The sequence below is a fragment of the Streptococcus sp. 27098_8_69 genome (assembly GCF_041432445.1).
Taxonomy (GTDB): domain Bacteria; phylum Bacillota; class Bacilli; order Lactobacillales; family Streptococcaceae; genus Streptococcus.
The window spans coordinates 14,776-30,661 of record NZ_JAPVZO010000006.1 but is presented as its reverse complement, the minus strand read 5'-3'; the positions used below and the strand labels follow the sequence as shown (position 1 = coordinate 30,661).

The window sequence follows — 15,886 nt, the reverse complement described above, 5'->3', positions numbered from 1 at the left end:
TACGCATGTTAATATATTAATATCTTTAAGGATTTATAACTATAGTTCCTTAATTTTCCCAGTAAAAAAACGAAAGGCACCACAAGTTATTTATGTGTTTTCTTTAAACGATTCATGTACTTCTGTCGCAACTTCTCACCCGCCTTTAATTGCGGTTGCGATAGATTGAGGACCTAAATATGCATCCCCTGTTATTAGTTCATTTCTATTGTATTCTGATGTTGACCGAAAGTCAAATTTTTACCTTTCATCTAGAACACTAAAGTCTACTTTTGTTCAATTGCTGCAACGACAAGGTCACATGGAATAATATGTTCACTACCTGCCACTTCATGCGTTGATCTTCTTCCACTTTCATCTGATTCACCAAGTTCCATTGTAATAACCTTTACACCAGTTACTTTCCCACTCTCATCACGCAATACTTCTTTAATATTCTCTAAGAAATGGAATGTAACACCTTCATTGTGTGCATCTTTGATTTGTAGTGTAGCTTCTAGTATATTGTTCATATGGTCATCATTCTTTTGTTTTAGGTTTCAGCGCTTTTAATATAATGGATGTTGGCCTTTTTGTATACACTAAAATAGGGTTGGTGGAAAATTTCCATCAACCCTAAAAATTATAGAACCACACAAAACCCTGACCAGAGATGGCCAGGGTTTTGTATTTCAAAAATTATTCTGTAAATTCTATAGTTACTTTTACTTCAGAATCCATTGAAGAAAATATTGTTTTATAATAATTGATTGCAGATTCTTTAATTTCACTCTTAAATTTATCTAAATACTCTGCTTGTTTATCACTAGAAAGTTGGTTAGCGACCAATTTCCCAGTATCAATATCTTCTGTAGTTCCACTTAATAACTCTCCATGACTATCATATAAATCATAAGGATTATCTTTTGAAAGTTCAACACCAATTACTTCCAATTTTGGAACAATAACCTTATATTCTTTTTCGCTTATTTGTTCAACCTTTACACTACTTTTAATTCCAAATTTAGCTTTATAATTTAAAATTACTAATGCTGCTTTTTTAGAGAACGGCACATCAAACCCAAAAACTTGAGTTGTTTTTGTTTCAGAAATAATTTCATTAATTCCCGCATTCAAAAATACAACTTCATTCACTTTTTCAATACTTTCGATATTAATTGACGATTTGACTTCTGATTTATGTTCCTTAGGTAAGAAAAATAGCACTCCAATAGCTATAATAGCTATTAATACCACATTCAATAGTACACTAAACATATTAACTTTCTTCTTTAATATAGACAAGATAAAAAAACCTCACTTTAAATAATCTATCTAAATTTTACACATTCTAAAGAAAATAGTCAATATTTTTTCGTACTATCTTCTAAAATTAATTGTGCCTATTAAAAATGAAATTAGTTTGTTGCATTTGATTATATTTTTTGAACACCAAATCCATTTAAAATTGAGTGCTATTTTGAGCACTAAAAAAGGGCTCTTTGTCAAATAGTGTTGATGAAGAAATTTAGGAAGGGATTAAGCAACTAATTGTTGCTTAATTCCTTTTTGTTTTGGGCCAAACATTTTTGTTATTAAAATAATCCTATTTCTAAAATGGTAATAGTTTCTAAAGCCGTAGGCATTTCTTTTAAGCACTTTTATTTTATTGTTTATTCCTTCAATAGGGCCATTTGTTCTAGTTGGATACTCACAAGTATTTTGAATATATGGCAAGTAAGTCATAAGAGTCTTTAACACTCTTTTTAAACCAGGAGATAGGTCTAATTGCGTAGCTGCTTCAATCGTTTCCTTGAATTCTATATAATCTCTATCCTGTATACATTCACGAAGTGAATGTACAACCTCATAATCATTTTTAAGAGATGGATTTTTTTCTAAGATATAATCTACGATTCCTTTACTTGTTATGAAGCTTTCAAAAAGCTTATAACGATTATATTTATAGTTCTGAAGTTCATTAGGGTTCTTTAAAATTAACTTCCAATAATGTTTTAACTTTCGATATAATTTAGGATTTTTATAACGATGCTGATTCATGATACGTACCCGAGTTCAATTTAATTCTCTATTCAAGGCTTGTACAATGTGAAAAGGATCAATGATAATTTTTGCGTTAGGAAACATTTCTTTTATTAATTGAATGTATGGCAACTACATATCGATGGAGATAGTTTTCACCTTTAATCTAGTCTTAGGCTCAAAACGATAAAAATATTGTTTCAAACTGTAAGATTTTCTATCTCGTACAACATCGACCAACTTGTGTGTAGTGCTATCACAAATAATGAAGCTCATATTGCTATCGGAAGATTTAACAGATTTAAATTCATCAAAACACAAATGCTCAGGTAAATCATGTAATGGTTTAATCGTTAATAATCGTGCTGTATCATCTATGATACGTCTAACGGTATGAATTGAAACATTTGTTTCTTTGGCAATATATGTTTCAGATACTGTTTCACTTATTTTGCCTTAATTTCATTTTTTAATCGTTTCGAGATATGACAGTATTTTTCTACAATTCGACTAGTATCTGCAGTAAATGAAGAACCACATTCTCTACAGAGAAACCTCTGCTTTCGTAGCTTTAAGTAGGCCGGAAGGCCTGAAACAGAACAGAGAGTGATACGAGAAGTTTTCGTCCCGTTTTTAACAATATTGTTATTTTGGCTAACGCACCCACAAACGGCACATAATTATGGTTTATGCGTATATGTAGCTGAATAAAATAAAGATTTTCTATTTTTAAATATCTTCTCTTGAACTTTATCATCCCAAATAATGTTTTTATCTTTGATTTGTAGCGTAGCTTCTAGTATATTGTTCATATGGTCATCACCCTTTTGTTTTAGGTTTAAGCGCTTTTAATATAATGGATGTTGGCCTTTTTGTATACACTAAAATAGGGTTGGTGGAAAATTTCCACCAACCTTAAAAATTATAGAAACATTCTTTTTATATCTCATTTATTCTGCCAAGGCACCCATTGGATCCCATGGTGCAAGGACGATTGGTTCTGCTTCGTAAGCAGCTCGTTCTTCTTCTGTTAGTAATTCCTTACGAACAACGATTTGGTAAGTGTACTCGTCCATCCAAGCATCTGAGGCAACAAAGTAACCATCTGTACCGACCTTGTCTCCCCATGAGTTTTCAACTTTCCACTTGACTGATTGTCCATTTTCGTCCAAATCAACACCTGTCAAGACCATGGCGTGGGTCATCAAACTTTCGCTGTAGTCCAAACGTCCAGCCTTGTCTTGAGTGAGTTGAATGTCCATACTTGATTCAAAGTCATAAACATCTGTCGCAAGGATTCCCGCTTTACGGTTGCTGAGTTGGCCGACATCAGAACCAAACCAAACAGTCTCTCCTGCTTGCATTTGAGCAATCGCTAATTCTTTCAAGCGTTCCATAGGTACGTTGATGTAACGAACTGCACGGCTACCAACAACATTTCCCAACATCTCAACTGTGTAAGATTTACCGTAAGGTTTGTCAGCAGTTGGAGCATTAATCACAGAAACGTAGTCTTCTAGTGGAAGGTCAACGTATTTCTTGTAAAACTCTTGTGGTGTGATGCCTTTTTCGCTTTGGTAGTTGTTGTCCTTATCACGATAAGCAAAGTCAAATTGACGTGGTGGAAGTCCTAGTGACATGGCAAGGAAGTTAAAGATTTCTTGCAAGAGGTCTTCTTTTTTAGCTTGAACAGCTGCTTGATCTGCACCAGAAGCAAGCAAATCACGCAAGATTTGAGCATCTTGACGAAGCAATTTGTTAAGGATGGCATTGAGCTCACGGCTACTGCTAGATGAAACAGACTCTGGATAAACAGACTTAGGAACGACACCGTATTTCTCAAAGAGAGCCACAACCATATCCCATTGACCACCATCTTGTTGTGGAGTTTGGAGTAGGAAGCTAACCTTACGGCTCGTCAATTCTTGGTCCGCAGTCGCAATCACTTGCTCCAAGAACCAGTTAGATTTTTCATACTTGTCCCAGAAGAAGGTGTGGGCTTGTGACAATTCAAAGTTTTCAAGTTTGTACTGAGAGATGAGTTTGTGACGGAAAGTGTTAAGGGCCGCAAACATCCAGCAACGACCAGAAGCCTTCTGGTTAGTGACCTTGTCCTTTGTCAAATCAAGTGAGAAAACAGGTGTGTTATCTACATGGCTTTGACGACGCTCAAGGGCTGCAAAGATTCCATTGTGGCTAGCAGCATTTTCGATAGCTTGGTATTTGACATTTGCTTCATAATTAGCAAATAATTTATCTGTAAATGATTCTTGAATCGCGTTCATAAAATCCTCCTTTTATTCTACAGTCTATTATAACTCTTTTCACAAAGGAAGCAACCAAAAACTGAAAAAGGCAAGGATATTTTCCTCACCTTTTTCAAAGATTACACAGTTTACCCAACACTTTCGAGCAAGCTTTCTAATTCCTCTGTGGTCAAGCGACGCCATTCAGCACGCTTCAGATTTTCATCCAAGGTCAAAGTTCCCATGGTCAGACGTTGCAAGTCCACCACTTCCTTACCACAGTAGGCTACCATCCGTTTAACCTGGTGAAATTTCCCCTCGGCAATGGTCACACGAACCAGACTTTGGTTTTTTTCTCTATCAAGAGATACAAGCTCCAGTATTGCAGGCTGACAGGTAAAGTCTTTTAGCGGAATCCCTTGTGCAAATGTCTCTACATCCTCTTGGGTCATGATTCCATCGACCCGCGCCAGATAAATCTTATCCACATGGCGTTTAGGAGAAAGAAGAGCATGAGTCAGTTGGCCATCATTGGTCAAGAGCAAGAGTCCATGCGTGTCGATATCCAAACGCCCTACTGGGAAAACTTCCTTTGAACGAGCTAAATCATCCAACAAATCCAACACAGTCTTATGTTTAGGATCTTCAGTTGCTGAAATAACACCCTGAGGCTTGTTCATCATATAGTAAACAAACTCCTCGTACTCTAGCTTTTGCCCGTCAAAACAAATCTCGTCTGTATTTTCATTGATTTGCAGCTTGGCAGATTTTTCCTTTTTACCATTGACCGTCACGCGCCCAGCCTTTAGAAAGCTTTTAACCTCTGTCCGACTTCCTACAGCGCAGGCAACTAAATATTTATCTAATCTCATAGCACTATTATACCATGAACAAGCTTAATCTTAGTACAAAAATAAGCCGCCTGATTGGGCGACTTTATTTTATAGGGAGATTATTATGAAAAATTTTTAGGAGTTAAAGTTAAGTTCTTCTTAACTTATGCTTATAGTATAAGCTAGATTCCTAAAAGTTTTCTTAAAATTTTCTCCTCAAACTTAAATTTCTTTAAATCTTCACTGTTAAAATCAAACGTTCTAGCGATACAGATAAAGATTAGTTAAAAGTTAAAACCATAAAGAGGAGCAACAACACAAATAGTGATAAGCTAACAAGCAAGGTTAAGACTTTAACAAGCGTATTGCTTTGCCAATAGCTTGGCTTTCCGATATTACTAGTAGCATCCATAGAAAAAATTTGAGTTTGTCTGGGTTGAATGGTTACAAGAATGATTAAGGAAAGAGCTAAAATAATGGTTAAAATCATCAATAATTCAATCATTTTATTACCTCAAAAGTCCTATTAAAGTAAACAGTAAACCAATCAAAATGATGAGTCCAATCAAAAAAGAAAATGTCTTACTAATTTTTTCACCACGTGTAGACTGTTCTTTTTTGATGGGTTGTTGTTTCATCTCTTCCATGCGACCTTCAACATCCTGATAGAATAGATCTTTTTTAGTCATGGCTTTCTCCTAAAATGGTTTCCATCCGCTCCTGATACATAATTGGATCCACATAATTGGCATGGTACCCTTGGTCTCCAAGAGCTCGACCCATCTCTTTGACATGAGAAAGGGCTAACTCAATAGTTTGAATCATCTCGTCAACTGCCTCCTTAGCGAAAATATGACTTGGAGCTGTATAGCGGCGATTATGGGCTGTTTCCTCAAAAGCTAGGACCAGTTGGTTGTGTTCAAAAGCCTGACGAACAGCTTGAAGTAGTTCATTCCCATAGTTGATATCCAAATAGATATCTGATAACTGATAAAGCTCCTGAATCTTTTGGGGACTGGCATTTTGATAGAGTACGACATTGGGATAGCGGAGCATATCCAGCAACTTGGATGACATCTCTGTCACTGCTGCGATTCGGAAAGTAACCCTTGGTAAACTTTCCACCAGTTTTTCGACTTGCTCTAGTTGGTCCGAATTGGTCACTATCAAGGCATCAGGACGAACAAAATTATCACGCTTAAAGTGATAATGATAGCCTAAATGACTAAACTTATGATGGAATTTTTCATCCGTCAACTGCAAAGCGCGTTCATAGGTCGCATAATCTGGAATGATAATGGTCTTAGCTCGAAGCTGGTCATTCTCCAAGATTAGCTGCATATTTCCTGGTATATCATTATGTAATGGTTCTTGCCAAACTAGAATATCCTGACCTGATTTGTCTGGGAAATGGAAGGAAGTCAAAAACGATGTAGATAGGGTATTAAAGAGAATGTGGTCAAGATTCACTTTCAAACCTTGCAAGAAGTCTATGATAAAGGCCACTCGACCAGAAAAATGGCGCAATCCTTGACCTTCCAAGGTCAGGAGAATATCACCTGTGACATGGTTTTCCAAAATAACTTCTTTTTGATCTACATTCCGATAAGAAGTCATAATAGCTTGACCAGATCCATCAAAGGTAGTCTTAGCAAAACAAGCTCCAAAACGATTGTAGTGATCCACTTGGAAGATGCGGCCTGCTGGTGTTTTCCATTCGACTTTTTTTACCAAACGAGCCTGTAAGCCATCTGCAAAATGTATCACTGCTCGTTCTTGATTAAGGTCATTGATGGTTCCAAATTGATTATTACCAGCAATCTCCCAAAAGTCTGGTACAGGAACTTGGTTAAAGTACAAGGGTTTACCGCTGTCATAACCCAAATAATAGGTGAAAGGTGAGACAACTCCATCTGGTAAAAATCCATCGGGTTCAATAACCACAGCCAAATCAGACAGGCCTGCTTCAGTCAGACTATAGTGCAAATCTTGACTTTCTTGATTATATACATCAAATAACTGAATCATCCACTACCTCCTTGATTGTATTTTCCCATTTGTTCAAAATCTCTTGAGTCAAGAACTTCTCGGCTATCTGGTAAGACTTTTCTCTCATGCCTTCCAAACGATTCTCCAAATACAGTTGGCAAATCTTTTCTGCATAAGCTTTCTTGATTTCATCTTCGACATGGTCAGATGAGCTTGGAATCAAGTAGCCATTTTCGCCATCTTCGATGAAAGTTTGATTCCCATAAGGAACATCAAAACCAATCAATGGCAAGCCCGAACCAATTGCTTCCATGAGTGTTAACCCAAATCCTTCACTTGTAGAAGCAGTTAGATAAACTTCATACTGTAAATAGATTTGAGAAAGTTCGGCATGACCCTTGAGTTTAATATACTCTTCTGCCTGACCTGCAACGATAATCTCATGAAGACGTCCTTCTTCGCCACCACTACCGTAGATATCAAAGGTTAATTCTGGCAATTCCTTATGAGCCTCAATAACAGCCTTCACGAGCCAATCAATATGCTTTTCCTTAGCTAGACGCGAAGCTGTAATGAGAGAAAATGGTTTACGGCTCTCTTTTGGTTTTGTTAATTGATCAACACTTCCAACTGGAATGGTCACAATCTTAGGAGCATGCGAGGTATAGCGAGCAAATTGTTGCTCTAAAACTTCCTTTTGGCGATCCGTTGAAACGATAAAGAGATCGACCTTATCTGCATTTGTAAATTGATAGTCATAATAGTTATTCCAAAGGATATAATCGTCATTTGTCGCATTTTCACTGTAATGCTCCGCATGAACAACCACTGCTAGATGCGCCGCTTGCGCTTCCTCAAAAACAACCTGACCAATCCCTGTCTCACGATCTAAAATTACTAAATCTGATTTACTTAACCCAAGTGTCTGCATGAAATAACGGATCAAGGCAGGCTTCCCGTATAAAATGCGATCCTTGAAACGGTAGACTTCCTCGGTCCCTTGATTCATGAACATTTCATAAGCCGGAGTCCCATCTTCATTGTAGAAGGTTCTTTGATAGAGTGTCGCTACATTGTCTTTAGGAGCAAAATATTCTGTGCAGTAGCGTGTGTATGAGAAGTAATCCTTGCGGATTAATTTACCAGCATACACATACTCCACATGTTGAACAAAATCTTTTTCCTCATCTACCAAATAACAAGTGATAAACTTGTCTTCATCTGAGAAGAAGATTCGTTCAATTTTCCCATTTCTTTCACGACGGCTTTCGACACCTTCAAAATAAGCTAACACATCATCTACCGTCACACTGGTCGGTGCAATTTTGATATCTGTAAAGTGATTGTAAAGCCAGATGACTTGATCGTCATCAAAGCCGATATTTGCAGTCAAATGTTGTATATTATCTCCCAAAATCATATCTGTAAAGATAAACTTCGACGGCAGGTTCAGGCTGCGAAAAATACCCGCACGATAAGCTTGGGCATATTCAACACCACTGCTGGCCCAGCCGATTCCTAAATTTATATTGTAAATTGTCATATTGTCCCCTTTTTATGGAAAATGGGTTACGATTTCGCCCTTAGGTCCCATCTGTACCAAGCCCATCAAGATATTTCGTACCATATCTGAACGAATCTGCTCTTTCATGGCTTCAAATCCCATATAGGCTTCTCGGTAGTATTCTACGATAGGGTTCGTTTGACTGGCTGATTGTCCACCAATTGCCATCATCAATTGTTGCAGGTAGTCCACCTGTTCCACCCAGTTATCATCAATGGCTTTAAGCATGGAAATTCTCAAAAATTGGTCATATAAATCATGAGGTTCTAACAAGGTCTTCTTATCATTTAACTCATTGTTAATGATCTGAATCAGGAAATTTCTCAACGCTTGTTGATCTTCAATGACTAGATCAAGAGGTAATTCTCTAATATTAAAACTGATATTCGTGACAATATAGTGAAATAATTCTTCTCTAGTTTTTATGTTTTCAGATAAAATTGTTTCAATATACTCGTCAATCATCTCAGATAATACATCTCGAAGATCCCTATCTCCGTTTATTAAACGATTTCTTTCCTTATAGATGAGATCACGTTGGATATTCATACTCTCAGCATATTCTAGTGTTCTCTGTCTGTTGGCGCGACTAGCACTATCACTTGCATTTTGAGCTTTCTCAACCAGTCTGTGGTATTTTCTTCCCTCAAGGACTTGTGGTTGAGTAATATCTGCAACACTGTACTCTTTGTACATTCTGTGAACCCAGGATGGACCGAACTTCTTGATAACATCATCTTCTAATGATACAAAAAACTTCGACAGACCTGGATCTCCTTGTCTACCCGAGCGTCCTCTAATTTGCAGATCGATTCGCTGGCTTTCCATTCGTTCTGTACCGATAACTACTAGGCCACCAAGCTCGGCAACTCCAGGTCCCAATTTAATATCTGTTCCTCGACCTGCCATGGATGTTGCAACCGTCACGGCTCCCATCTGACCTGATTCTGAGACAATTTGTGCCTCACGCGCAGCATTATTGGCATTCAAGACGTTATGGGCGATTCCTTCCCGCAACAGTAGGGACGAATAGAGATGCGACATCTCAACCGATCCTACAAAGACTAGTAGTGGGTTTCCTTTGAGATGGTATTCCTTGATACATTCAAGTGAAGCATAAACCTTTTCTGGTAGTGTTACATAAAGATTGTCTGGATAGTCTTTTCGGATCAAGGGACGATTAGTCGGAATTCGGATAACAGACATATTATAGGTTTCCAAAAATTCCTTCTCTGCGACCTTCCCAGTCCCAGTCATTCCTGATATCTTATTAAACATTTTGAAAAGACTTTGATAGGTAATAGAGGCCATTGCTCGCGTTTCAGGAGAGAGTTTCACATGCTCCTTGGCTTCGATGGCCTGATGAAGACCTCCCTGCAACTTGGTCATTTCCATCAAACGACCTGTTCCTTTATCCAGGAGAATCATTTCATCATCTCGAATGATGTACTCCTTATCTCTCGTGAACAACTTATGAGCTCTCAAGGAATAGACTAGATGTCGTACATAAGTCGCGTATTCTTCCTTATACAAGTTATCAATCCCTAGGAAGCTTTCAGCAGTTTTAGCCCCCTTTGTAGTCAACCATATCTCTTCTTTTTCTTCTTTAAAGATATAGTCTTCATTTTCAACCATAGTTGTTACTAAAGTATCGATGATGCCATAGTAGTTGGACTGAACACGAGGAGATCCCGCAATGATGAGTGGGGTCTGTGCACTATCTAGTAAAATATCATCAATTTCATCAATGATGACATAGTCAAATGGGCGCAAAAACTTTTCATTACTACTGGAAGCTAAATTATCACTTAGATAATCAAAACCTAGACTACTATTGGTTAAATAGATGATATCTGAGTTATAAATTTTCTTTTTATCTTCGGCTTTTAATTCTTCCTCAGGATCATCAGTGAATGGGATCCCTATACTTAAGCCTAAGAATCGATAGACCGGCCCCATTTCCTCTGCGTCACGTTTAGCTAGATATTCATTGGTCGTAATCAACATGGCACCTTTACCAGTTAGGGCATTGAGATAAAGAGGCATAGTCGCAGTCAAAGTCTTTCCTTCACCGGTATTCATCTCCGCAACATTCCCCTGGTGGATGACAATGCCCCCCATAACTTGAACGTCATAAGGAAACATCCCTAGGATTCGCTTATCAGCTTCACGTACAACTGCAAAAGCTTCAACAAGTAAGTCATCTAGGGTTTCCCCCTCTGCTAAACGTTGACGAAACTCTACCGTTTTTACTGCCAAGGCTTCATCGCTAAGAGCTGCCATCTCATCTTTGAGACCATTGATCTTTTTTAAAGTAGCTCCGACTTTTCTGAGTTTTCTATTTTGATACAAACTATTAAACACGATCATACTCCTTAATTGAGAAAGAATAAAAATCGAGTGACTCAAACCCAGCAGCAATGAGAGAAACTCTATAGGTATAAGCCTCCTCAGGATAAACGAAAGAAAAAGATAGGGTTTTCTCAACTTTTTCTTCTAGCACTTCTTCGTAACGGTCCAAGAAAACTAGTTTTATGTAAATGCTATTTTCAGGATAACAAGTCATATTCATGGTGAATTGATAGCGATGATTTCTTTTTAAGAGAGGTAGGCTGGGTTGACTTCTACCACCTTGATAATTCAAGCTTGAAAGCCATGATTTGAGAACTTCTCCTGGAGCTAGTAATGGATTTGAAAGACTGATATGGCCATCTTCCCAAAACTGAACTCGAGTTCCATACAGGTAAGTTGCTCCCATATCTCCCCAGAGTATGTCTTCTCTTTGATTTATAATCATGTCTCACCTCTTCCAAATTCTGCTTGTAATATCATGTTATAAAAATGGATAAACCAGATAACGTTGGTTTCTGTATCATCATTGTGTCGACCTGCTGTTCCTTTTGATAAGATCTTCGCTCCAGTTTGACAGAGCGTAGTGACTAGCTGATCATAGGCATGACTATCCATATCCTCATCCTTCATGTAAGAAAGACCAAACGTCGTTTGAGAAAAATCTGCTTGTTTGAAGGCAGACCAAAAACGGTTATCCAACTCATCCATATGGGCCGGGCTGATCCCTCCAGTTTGATGGTGGAGCACGTCAAATCCTGTTGGAAAGATACCTGGTGCTTCCAGTCTACCACGTTTGGCAATTGTCCCTAAATTTGCTAAGGGTTTACCCACAACGATTCCTTTCGGTTCAAAGAATGAGCCATAGTAAAGAGAAGGGAAGGTTCCCATTGATAAACCTGATAAAATCAAATCTTTTTTTTCAAAACCTAAATATTCCTGATAATGTTCAATCGTTTGTTTGATTTTTTCTTCTAGTTCTTCACTGCCTAGGTAAAAAGCTCCACCTATTAAGCGAGGGTCCGAGAACAAAATGAAGGGGCACTTGAAATTTTGCATCATCCAGTATCCTTCAAATCCCTCGGCAGGTCGGAATCCTGAAAAGTAAACAGCCAATGGTGGCTTAAAATCCCCAGGATGAAAGAAGTAGTTAATCTCGTCTCTCTTACTATCGTGTAAAATATTGCCTCCAAGGACAAATTTCCCAAATTGTTTACGGGTCCAACGCTGATGTAGATTTCCCAATTTTAAGCTTCCCTGACCACGCGCTTCAATAGACATACAGAGGTGGGCATTGTAATCCTGCTCCATGACTAGAGCCGTTTCTAGTTCCTCTTCTGTATACATCAAGTCTTCAACCACATCCGAAACTGAACCTTCAGGCATTTTTCGAACACGAAACTGAAATTCTACACCTTCACTTTTTTCATACTCTAACCACACCTCGATTGGAAGTTTTGTTGATGATACAAAGTTGTATTTCCAATTAGCTACTTGGGAAAACTCAGAACCAAAATCTCCCTCTAAGAGCAAATATTCAAACCCTTGATAAGAAATAGAACCCTTAAAACTTGGATGGACATCAATTGCAGAGGGATTCAACTTATCTCCATAACCACCACCAAATAAGGAAGTTGATAAATCTTTTAATAGCCTCTGTGGATCTGAAAAGTCGATTGCTTGGGCACAGCGTTTCTTGATTAAATCTAAAATAAGAGGGTTGCTTGTTTGAAACTCTTGGTTATAAAAAATCGTATAAGGATCGATCATTTTAATAATTGGTAATAGGTCAACCAAGTAACGGCCGTCTTCAATGAGAATGGCATTAAACTTGCGAATCTCATCCATTTTTATCGTTTCCTTAAGTGCCTTAGGAGAATTAGGATAAAAATAATACCATTCCATTTTCTTAGGGATCTCATAACGATGTTTCCAATTTCCCGTCCCTATCTGTAGGATTTTAAGATCCTTTGACATTTGTACTCTCCTCTATCCATTGATCTAGTTTTTCCACAAATTTTTCACCTGTATGTTCCTTGATTTTATCAATCGAGTAGATTAAAGACTGATTCCATTCTTTTAGGGTATCCAGGTAGTGATGGGCCGCTTTCTTAAATTCTGTGATGGTAGAAAGCAGGTAGCCATTTTTCAAATGGTCAACATAGACAGTCTCTACTTGATTCACCTGAGGAATTCCTGCACTAATCCCTGCTATTTGGGTATATAGGTGAGGTTGAGGATTCAAATCAACAATCAAACGCACATATTCTAATGTCTTAATCATTTCCAATTCATCATTGATGTTTAACAGGCGATAACGGAGTTTCTGCTGTGCATTTTCCTTTAAAGGATTTTCAGCCCCTTCATAGTCAACCGCTTTTTCAAAACTCTTTGCTGGGAATTTTTCATCTATGATCTCTTGAATTATATCTGCCACTCTCTCCATCTGGTCGTTATTGGCAGCAAAAGCACCGAAAATTACCTCAGTGTCTTTGGTCTCTGCAAGGAAGGATAAGATTTGGAAAAGTCCTTCTTTGTCCACTTCTTCTTCAAAATTAAGTTGATAGTAAATAATGGATTCCCTCTTTGTCTGACTTTTTCCCAATCTCAAACGAGTATCAAATGGCGATAAATGTTTGAACAGATTGTATTTATCTGGATACAATTCCTGCAAAAGCTGAAGGCTATCCTCCCTATCAACCAAGACCAAATCGACTTTGGATATAGGACCAAGAAGGTCTCTCATAGTCTGCTTTGGATTGCGACCGATGAAAAGGCTCAAGATTTTCGGATTTGCTTCAGGTAAACGATTTAGAACAAAATCGTTATGCCGAGAATCAGATGGGACAATAAACAAATCACTACTCTCTTCAATCTTCTCGAGTCGTTTCTCAAAAAATTCAGCAACCAACTGCCCCATATCACTATAATGGAGCGAATGAAAACGAAAGGCAAAAATAGGATTAATCTCTACCCTACCATCCTCTTGTAAATACTCTCTGAATTGCCAAATCCCTTTAGGATTCAGGTAATCTTGACAAGCTGGATAATTGTCCTGATAATAAATGACACTCGAAACAAAGCCTCTGTCATCCATAATATAGCGTTTAGACATTTGCCCTTGGATATCAAAATACTGGATATCACTAATAAATCCTTCCACTCCATGCTCAATCTGAGCATAGCGATTTCCATCTTTTTGGACAATAATGGCGAAAGGACTGTATATAAATTCACAGTCCTTATCCCACTCGATATCTCTGATATTCAAGACTTGTGGAGAAATATCAGTAATATCCTGCATCTCATCAAAAATAGAATATACTTCAGCTTCTAATACACCATGACGATGTAAAAAATAGCGAAGATGTGGCTGATAAGCCAAAATCAATAGACGTGTCGATTGTTCCAACCTATCTAGTAGACGAATCTGATTAAAGGTATCGTCAAATTCTAATTTAAATTGTGAAAAGTACCAAGGGGTTATATCAGCATGCCACTGCTGATGGCTACCATACCAAGCCGGAATAAAATAATACATAACACTCTCCTAAATCAGTGGTTTATAAGTTTCATTTAACTTCAGTGCTCTAATTTCATCTTTAATGTTAAAGATCATACCACTTAAAATCATAAACAAACCTGGTATCATACTCACTCTTAATAATTGTTCATCCATTAAAACAAACAACATCGGTAGACCTGCGAATAACACATTAAAGATACCACCTACAATAGCAAACTTGAATACTAGATTATTGATATATTTACTAGTGTCCTCACCTGGATAAATGCCATAAATATACTCGCCAGATTTTTTCATCCGTTCTGCCACCTGCTCTCCACTAATATTGACAAAAGCAAAGGCAATACTAAAGACAAACAAGGTCGCTATATAGGTATAGATCCACAAGGGTTTCCCCATCGCATATTGGATCGTTATTTGTTGATAAACTGGATTTCCTGGATCAAATAATTGCAACAAAAGAAACAAGTACGTTGGTAAGTTAATTAAACTCATCACGTACATGAAGGGCATCCCACCTGCAGGATTCAGCATTATATCAAAATAAGAATAACGCTTAAAGCGAGAGTGGAGACCAATCTTATTGACTGGAATCCGATAACGAGCACGATAAAAAATTGCAATGAGATAGGCAAAAACGATCCCCATCGCTCCGAGTATTTCAACAATCCACATAGGAATCCCTAATTTTTGTATCGATTGCACAATGTCTTGGGGAATATAGATAATCATACTGGTCAACAAGATGACAATAGAGCCACCAACACCTATCACCGAGTTAATATCTGATAACCATATCAAGAAAAAGGTTCCAGCTATCAGCAATATCGTGTTGAGTATGAGTACCAAAAGTGTATTATAGTTGTCCTTGATTGGTAGATTTACCGCTAAGGCTAGCGATTGAATCAAAGCGATTGTAAAGGTTAGATACATCTTTCTCCTATCCTGAACCTCAGTCGAACCAGAGGCAAGATTCAAACGCTTAGAAAAGGAGAACATCTGCCATAAAATCATCGATGACATCCAAGGAGATAAACCGACTGAAAAGATTGACAAGCTCCGTAGATTTCCACCTGTAATTGCGGTTGAAAAGGCCAAATAGGCGGTAGCACCGCCAAGGAAATCCCTGCTATTCAAATCGATAAAAGGAAGAGTAATTCGACTCCCTAATACATAAATAAAGAGCAGAAACAAGGTTCCTAGACCTTTCTTTACTGCTATAGATGAAAAAAATCGTTTCACGAAATACTCCTTTTCATTAGTTATAGGTTGCAGTCAAATCACTCAAGCTGTTGTTACAAATGAGATTTGAAAATTATATCATTCTTCACTCATCCTCTAATCTTACAGGTAACTC

The 15,886-nt window shown here is 37.7% G+C and carries 13 protein-coding genes and 1 pseudogene; all 14 read right to left on the bottom strand.

Annotation, left to right across the window (positions count from 1 at the left end; genetic code table 11):
- Positions 1–266: 266 nt before the first annotated feature.
- The gene (locus tag O3658_RS03280; protein ID WP_004238875.1) at positions 267–512 is read right to left on the bottom strand and encodes a hypothetical protein; all 246 of its coding nucleotides are present in this window, start codon (positions 510–512) and stop codon (positions 267–269) included.
- A gap of 166 nt (positions 513–678) precedes the next feature.
- Positions 679–1,257, bottom strand: coding sequence for a DUF4230 domain-containing protein (locus O3658_RS03275; RefSeq protein WP_000493216.1), 579 nt, complete (start codon positions 1,255–1,257; stop codon positions 679–681).
- A 261-nt stretch (positions 1,258–1,518) separates the two neighbouring features.
- A pseudogene (locus O3658_RS03270) lies at positions 1,519–2,834 on the bottom strand (ISL3 family transposase).
- 138 nt (positions 2,835–2,972) lie between these two features.
- Positions 2,973–4,307, bottom strand: a complete 1,335-nt coding sequence (gene pepC, locus O3658_RS03265; protein WP_371559288.1) for an aminopeptidase C — start codon at positions 4,305–4,307, stop codon at positions 2,973–2,975.
- Between the two features lie 110 nt (positions 4,308–4,417).
- Positions 4,418–5,140 (bottom strand): pseudouridine synthase, encoded by a 723-nt coding sequence (locus tag O3658_RS03260; protein ID WP_371559287.1) that lies wholly within the window; start codon positions 5,138–5,140, stop codon positions 4,418–4,420.
- A gap of 241 nt (positions 5,141–5,381) precedes the next feature.
- Positions 5,382–5,606 carry an accessory secretory protein Asp5 gene (locus tag O3658_RS03255; protein ID WP_371559286.1) on the bottom strand — a complete coding sequence of 75 codons (225 nt, stop codon included), beginning with the start codon at positions 5,604–5,606 and terminating at the stop codon, positions 5,382–5,384.
- Between the two features lie 4 nt (positions 5,607–5,610).
- Positions 5,611–5,790 (bottom strand): accessory secretory system protein Asp4, encoded by a 180-nt coding sequence (asp4, locus tag O3658_RS03250; protein WP_371559285.1) that lies wholly within the window; start codon positions 5,788–5,790, stop codon positions 5,611–5,613.
- Positions 5,783–7,129 carry an accessory Sec system glycosylation chaperone GtfB gene (gene gtfB / locus O3658_RS03245; protein WP_371559284.1) on the bottom strand — a complete coding sequence of 449 codons (1,347 nt, stop codon included), beginning with the start codon at positions 7,127–7,129 and terminating at the stop codon, positions 5,783–5,785. The genes asp4 and gtfB overlap by 8 nt, the downstream gene beginning before the upstream one ends.
- The gene (gtfA, locus tag O3658_RS03240; protein ID WP_371559283.1) at positions 7,113–8,633 is read right to left on the bottom strand and encodes an accessory Sec system glycosyltransferase GtfA; all 1,521 of its coding nucleotides are present in this window, start codon (positions 8,631–8,633) and stop codon (positions 7,113–7,115) included. The genes gtfB and gtfA overlap by 17 nt, the downstream gene beginning before the upstream one ends.
- A gap of 12 nt (positions 8,634–8,645) precedes the next feature.
- Positions 8,646–11,024, bottom strand: coding sequence for an accessory Sec system translocase SecA2 (gene secA2 / locus O3658_RS03235; RefSeq protein ID WP_371559282.1), 2,379 nt, complete (start codon positions 11,022–11,024; stop codon positions 8,646–8,648).
- Entirely contained in the window at positions 11,011–11,451 is a 441-nt protein-coding gene (gene asp3, locus O3658_RS03230; protein ID WP_315640015.1) for an accessory Sec system protein Asp3, read from the bottom strand. The genes secA2 and asp3 overlap by 14 nt, the downstream gene beginning before the upstream one ends.
- Complete coding sequence (gene asp2 / locus O3658_RS03225) at positions 11,448–12,980, bottom strand: accessory Sec system protein Asp2 (protein ID WP_371559281.1); 1,533 nt, start codon at positions 12,978–12,980, stop codon at positions 11,448–11,450. Before asp2 ends, asp3 begins: the two co-directional genes overlap by 4 nt.
- On the bottom strand, positions 12,964–14,544 hold the full coding sequence (gene asp1 / locus O3658_RS03220) for an accessory Sec system protein Asp1 (RefSeq protein ID WP_315640017.1): 1,581 nt from the start codon (positions 14,542–14,544) through the stop codon (positions 12,964–12,966). The genes asp2 and asp1 overlap by 17 nt, the downstream gene beginning before the upstream one ends.
- Positions 14,545–14,553: 9 nt before the next feature.
- Positions 14,554–15,771, bottom strand: a complete 1,218-nt coding sequence (gene secY2 / locus O3658_RS03215; protein ID WP_371559279.1) for an accessory Sec system protein translocase subunit SecY2 — start codon at positions 15,769–15,771, stop codon at positions 14,554–14,556.
- Between the last annotated feature and the right edge of the window lie 115 nt (positions 15,772–15,886).

What these genes read in the sequence shown, in the direction of transcription:
- asp3 (WP_315640015.1), bottom strand. Translation starts at nt 11,451, where the DNA reads ATGATTATAAATCAAAGAGAAGACATACTCTGGGGAGATATGGGAGCA.
- O3658_RS03280 (WP_004238875.1), bottom strand. Translation starts at nt 512, where the DNA reads ATGAACAATATACTAGAAGCTACACTACAAATCAAAGATGCACACAAT.
- O3658_RS03260 (WP_371559287.1), bottom strand. Translation starts at nt 5,140, where the DNA reads ATGAGATTAGATAAATATTTAGTTGCCTGCGCTGTAGGAAGTCGGACA.
- asp1 (WP_315640017.1), bottom strand. Translation starts at nt 14,544, where the DNA reads ATGTATTATTTTATTCCGGCTTGGTATGGTAGCCATCAGCAGTGGCAT.
- gtfB (WP_371559284.1), bottom strand. Translation starts at nt 7,129, where the DNA reads ATGATTCAGTTATTTGATGTATATAATCAAGAAAGTCAAGATTTGCAC.
- gtfA (WP_371559283.1), bottom strand. Translation starts at nt 8,633, where the DNA reads ATGACAATTTACAATATAAATTTAGGAATCGGCTGGGCCAGCAGTGGT.
- O3658_RS03275 (WP_000493216.1), bottom strand. Translation starts at nt 1,257, where the DNA reads ATGTTTAGTGTACTATTGAATGTGGTATTAATAGCTATTATAGCTATT.
- asp4 (WP_371559285.1), bottom strand. Translation starts at nt 5,790, where the DNA reads ATGACTAAAAAAGATCTATTCTATCAGGATGTTGAAGGTCGCATGGAA.
- secA2 (WP_371559282.1), bottom strand. Translation starts at nt 11,024, where the DNA reads ATGATCGTGTTTAATAGTTTGTATCAAAATAGAAAACTCAGAAAAGTC.
- asp2 (WP_371559281.1), bottom strand. Translation starts at nt 12,980, where the DNA reads ATGTCAAAGGATCTTAAAATCCTACAGATAGGGACGGGAAATTGGAAA.
- O3658_RS03255 (WP_371559286.1), bottom strand. Translation starts at nt 5,606, where the DNA reads ATGATTGAATTATTGATGATTTTAACCATTATTTTAGCTCTTTCCTTA.
- pepC (WP_371559288.1), bottom strand. Translation starts at nt 4,307, where the DNA reads ATGAACGCGATTCAAGAATCATTTACAGATAAATTATTTGCTAATTAT.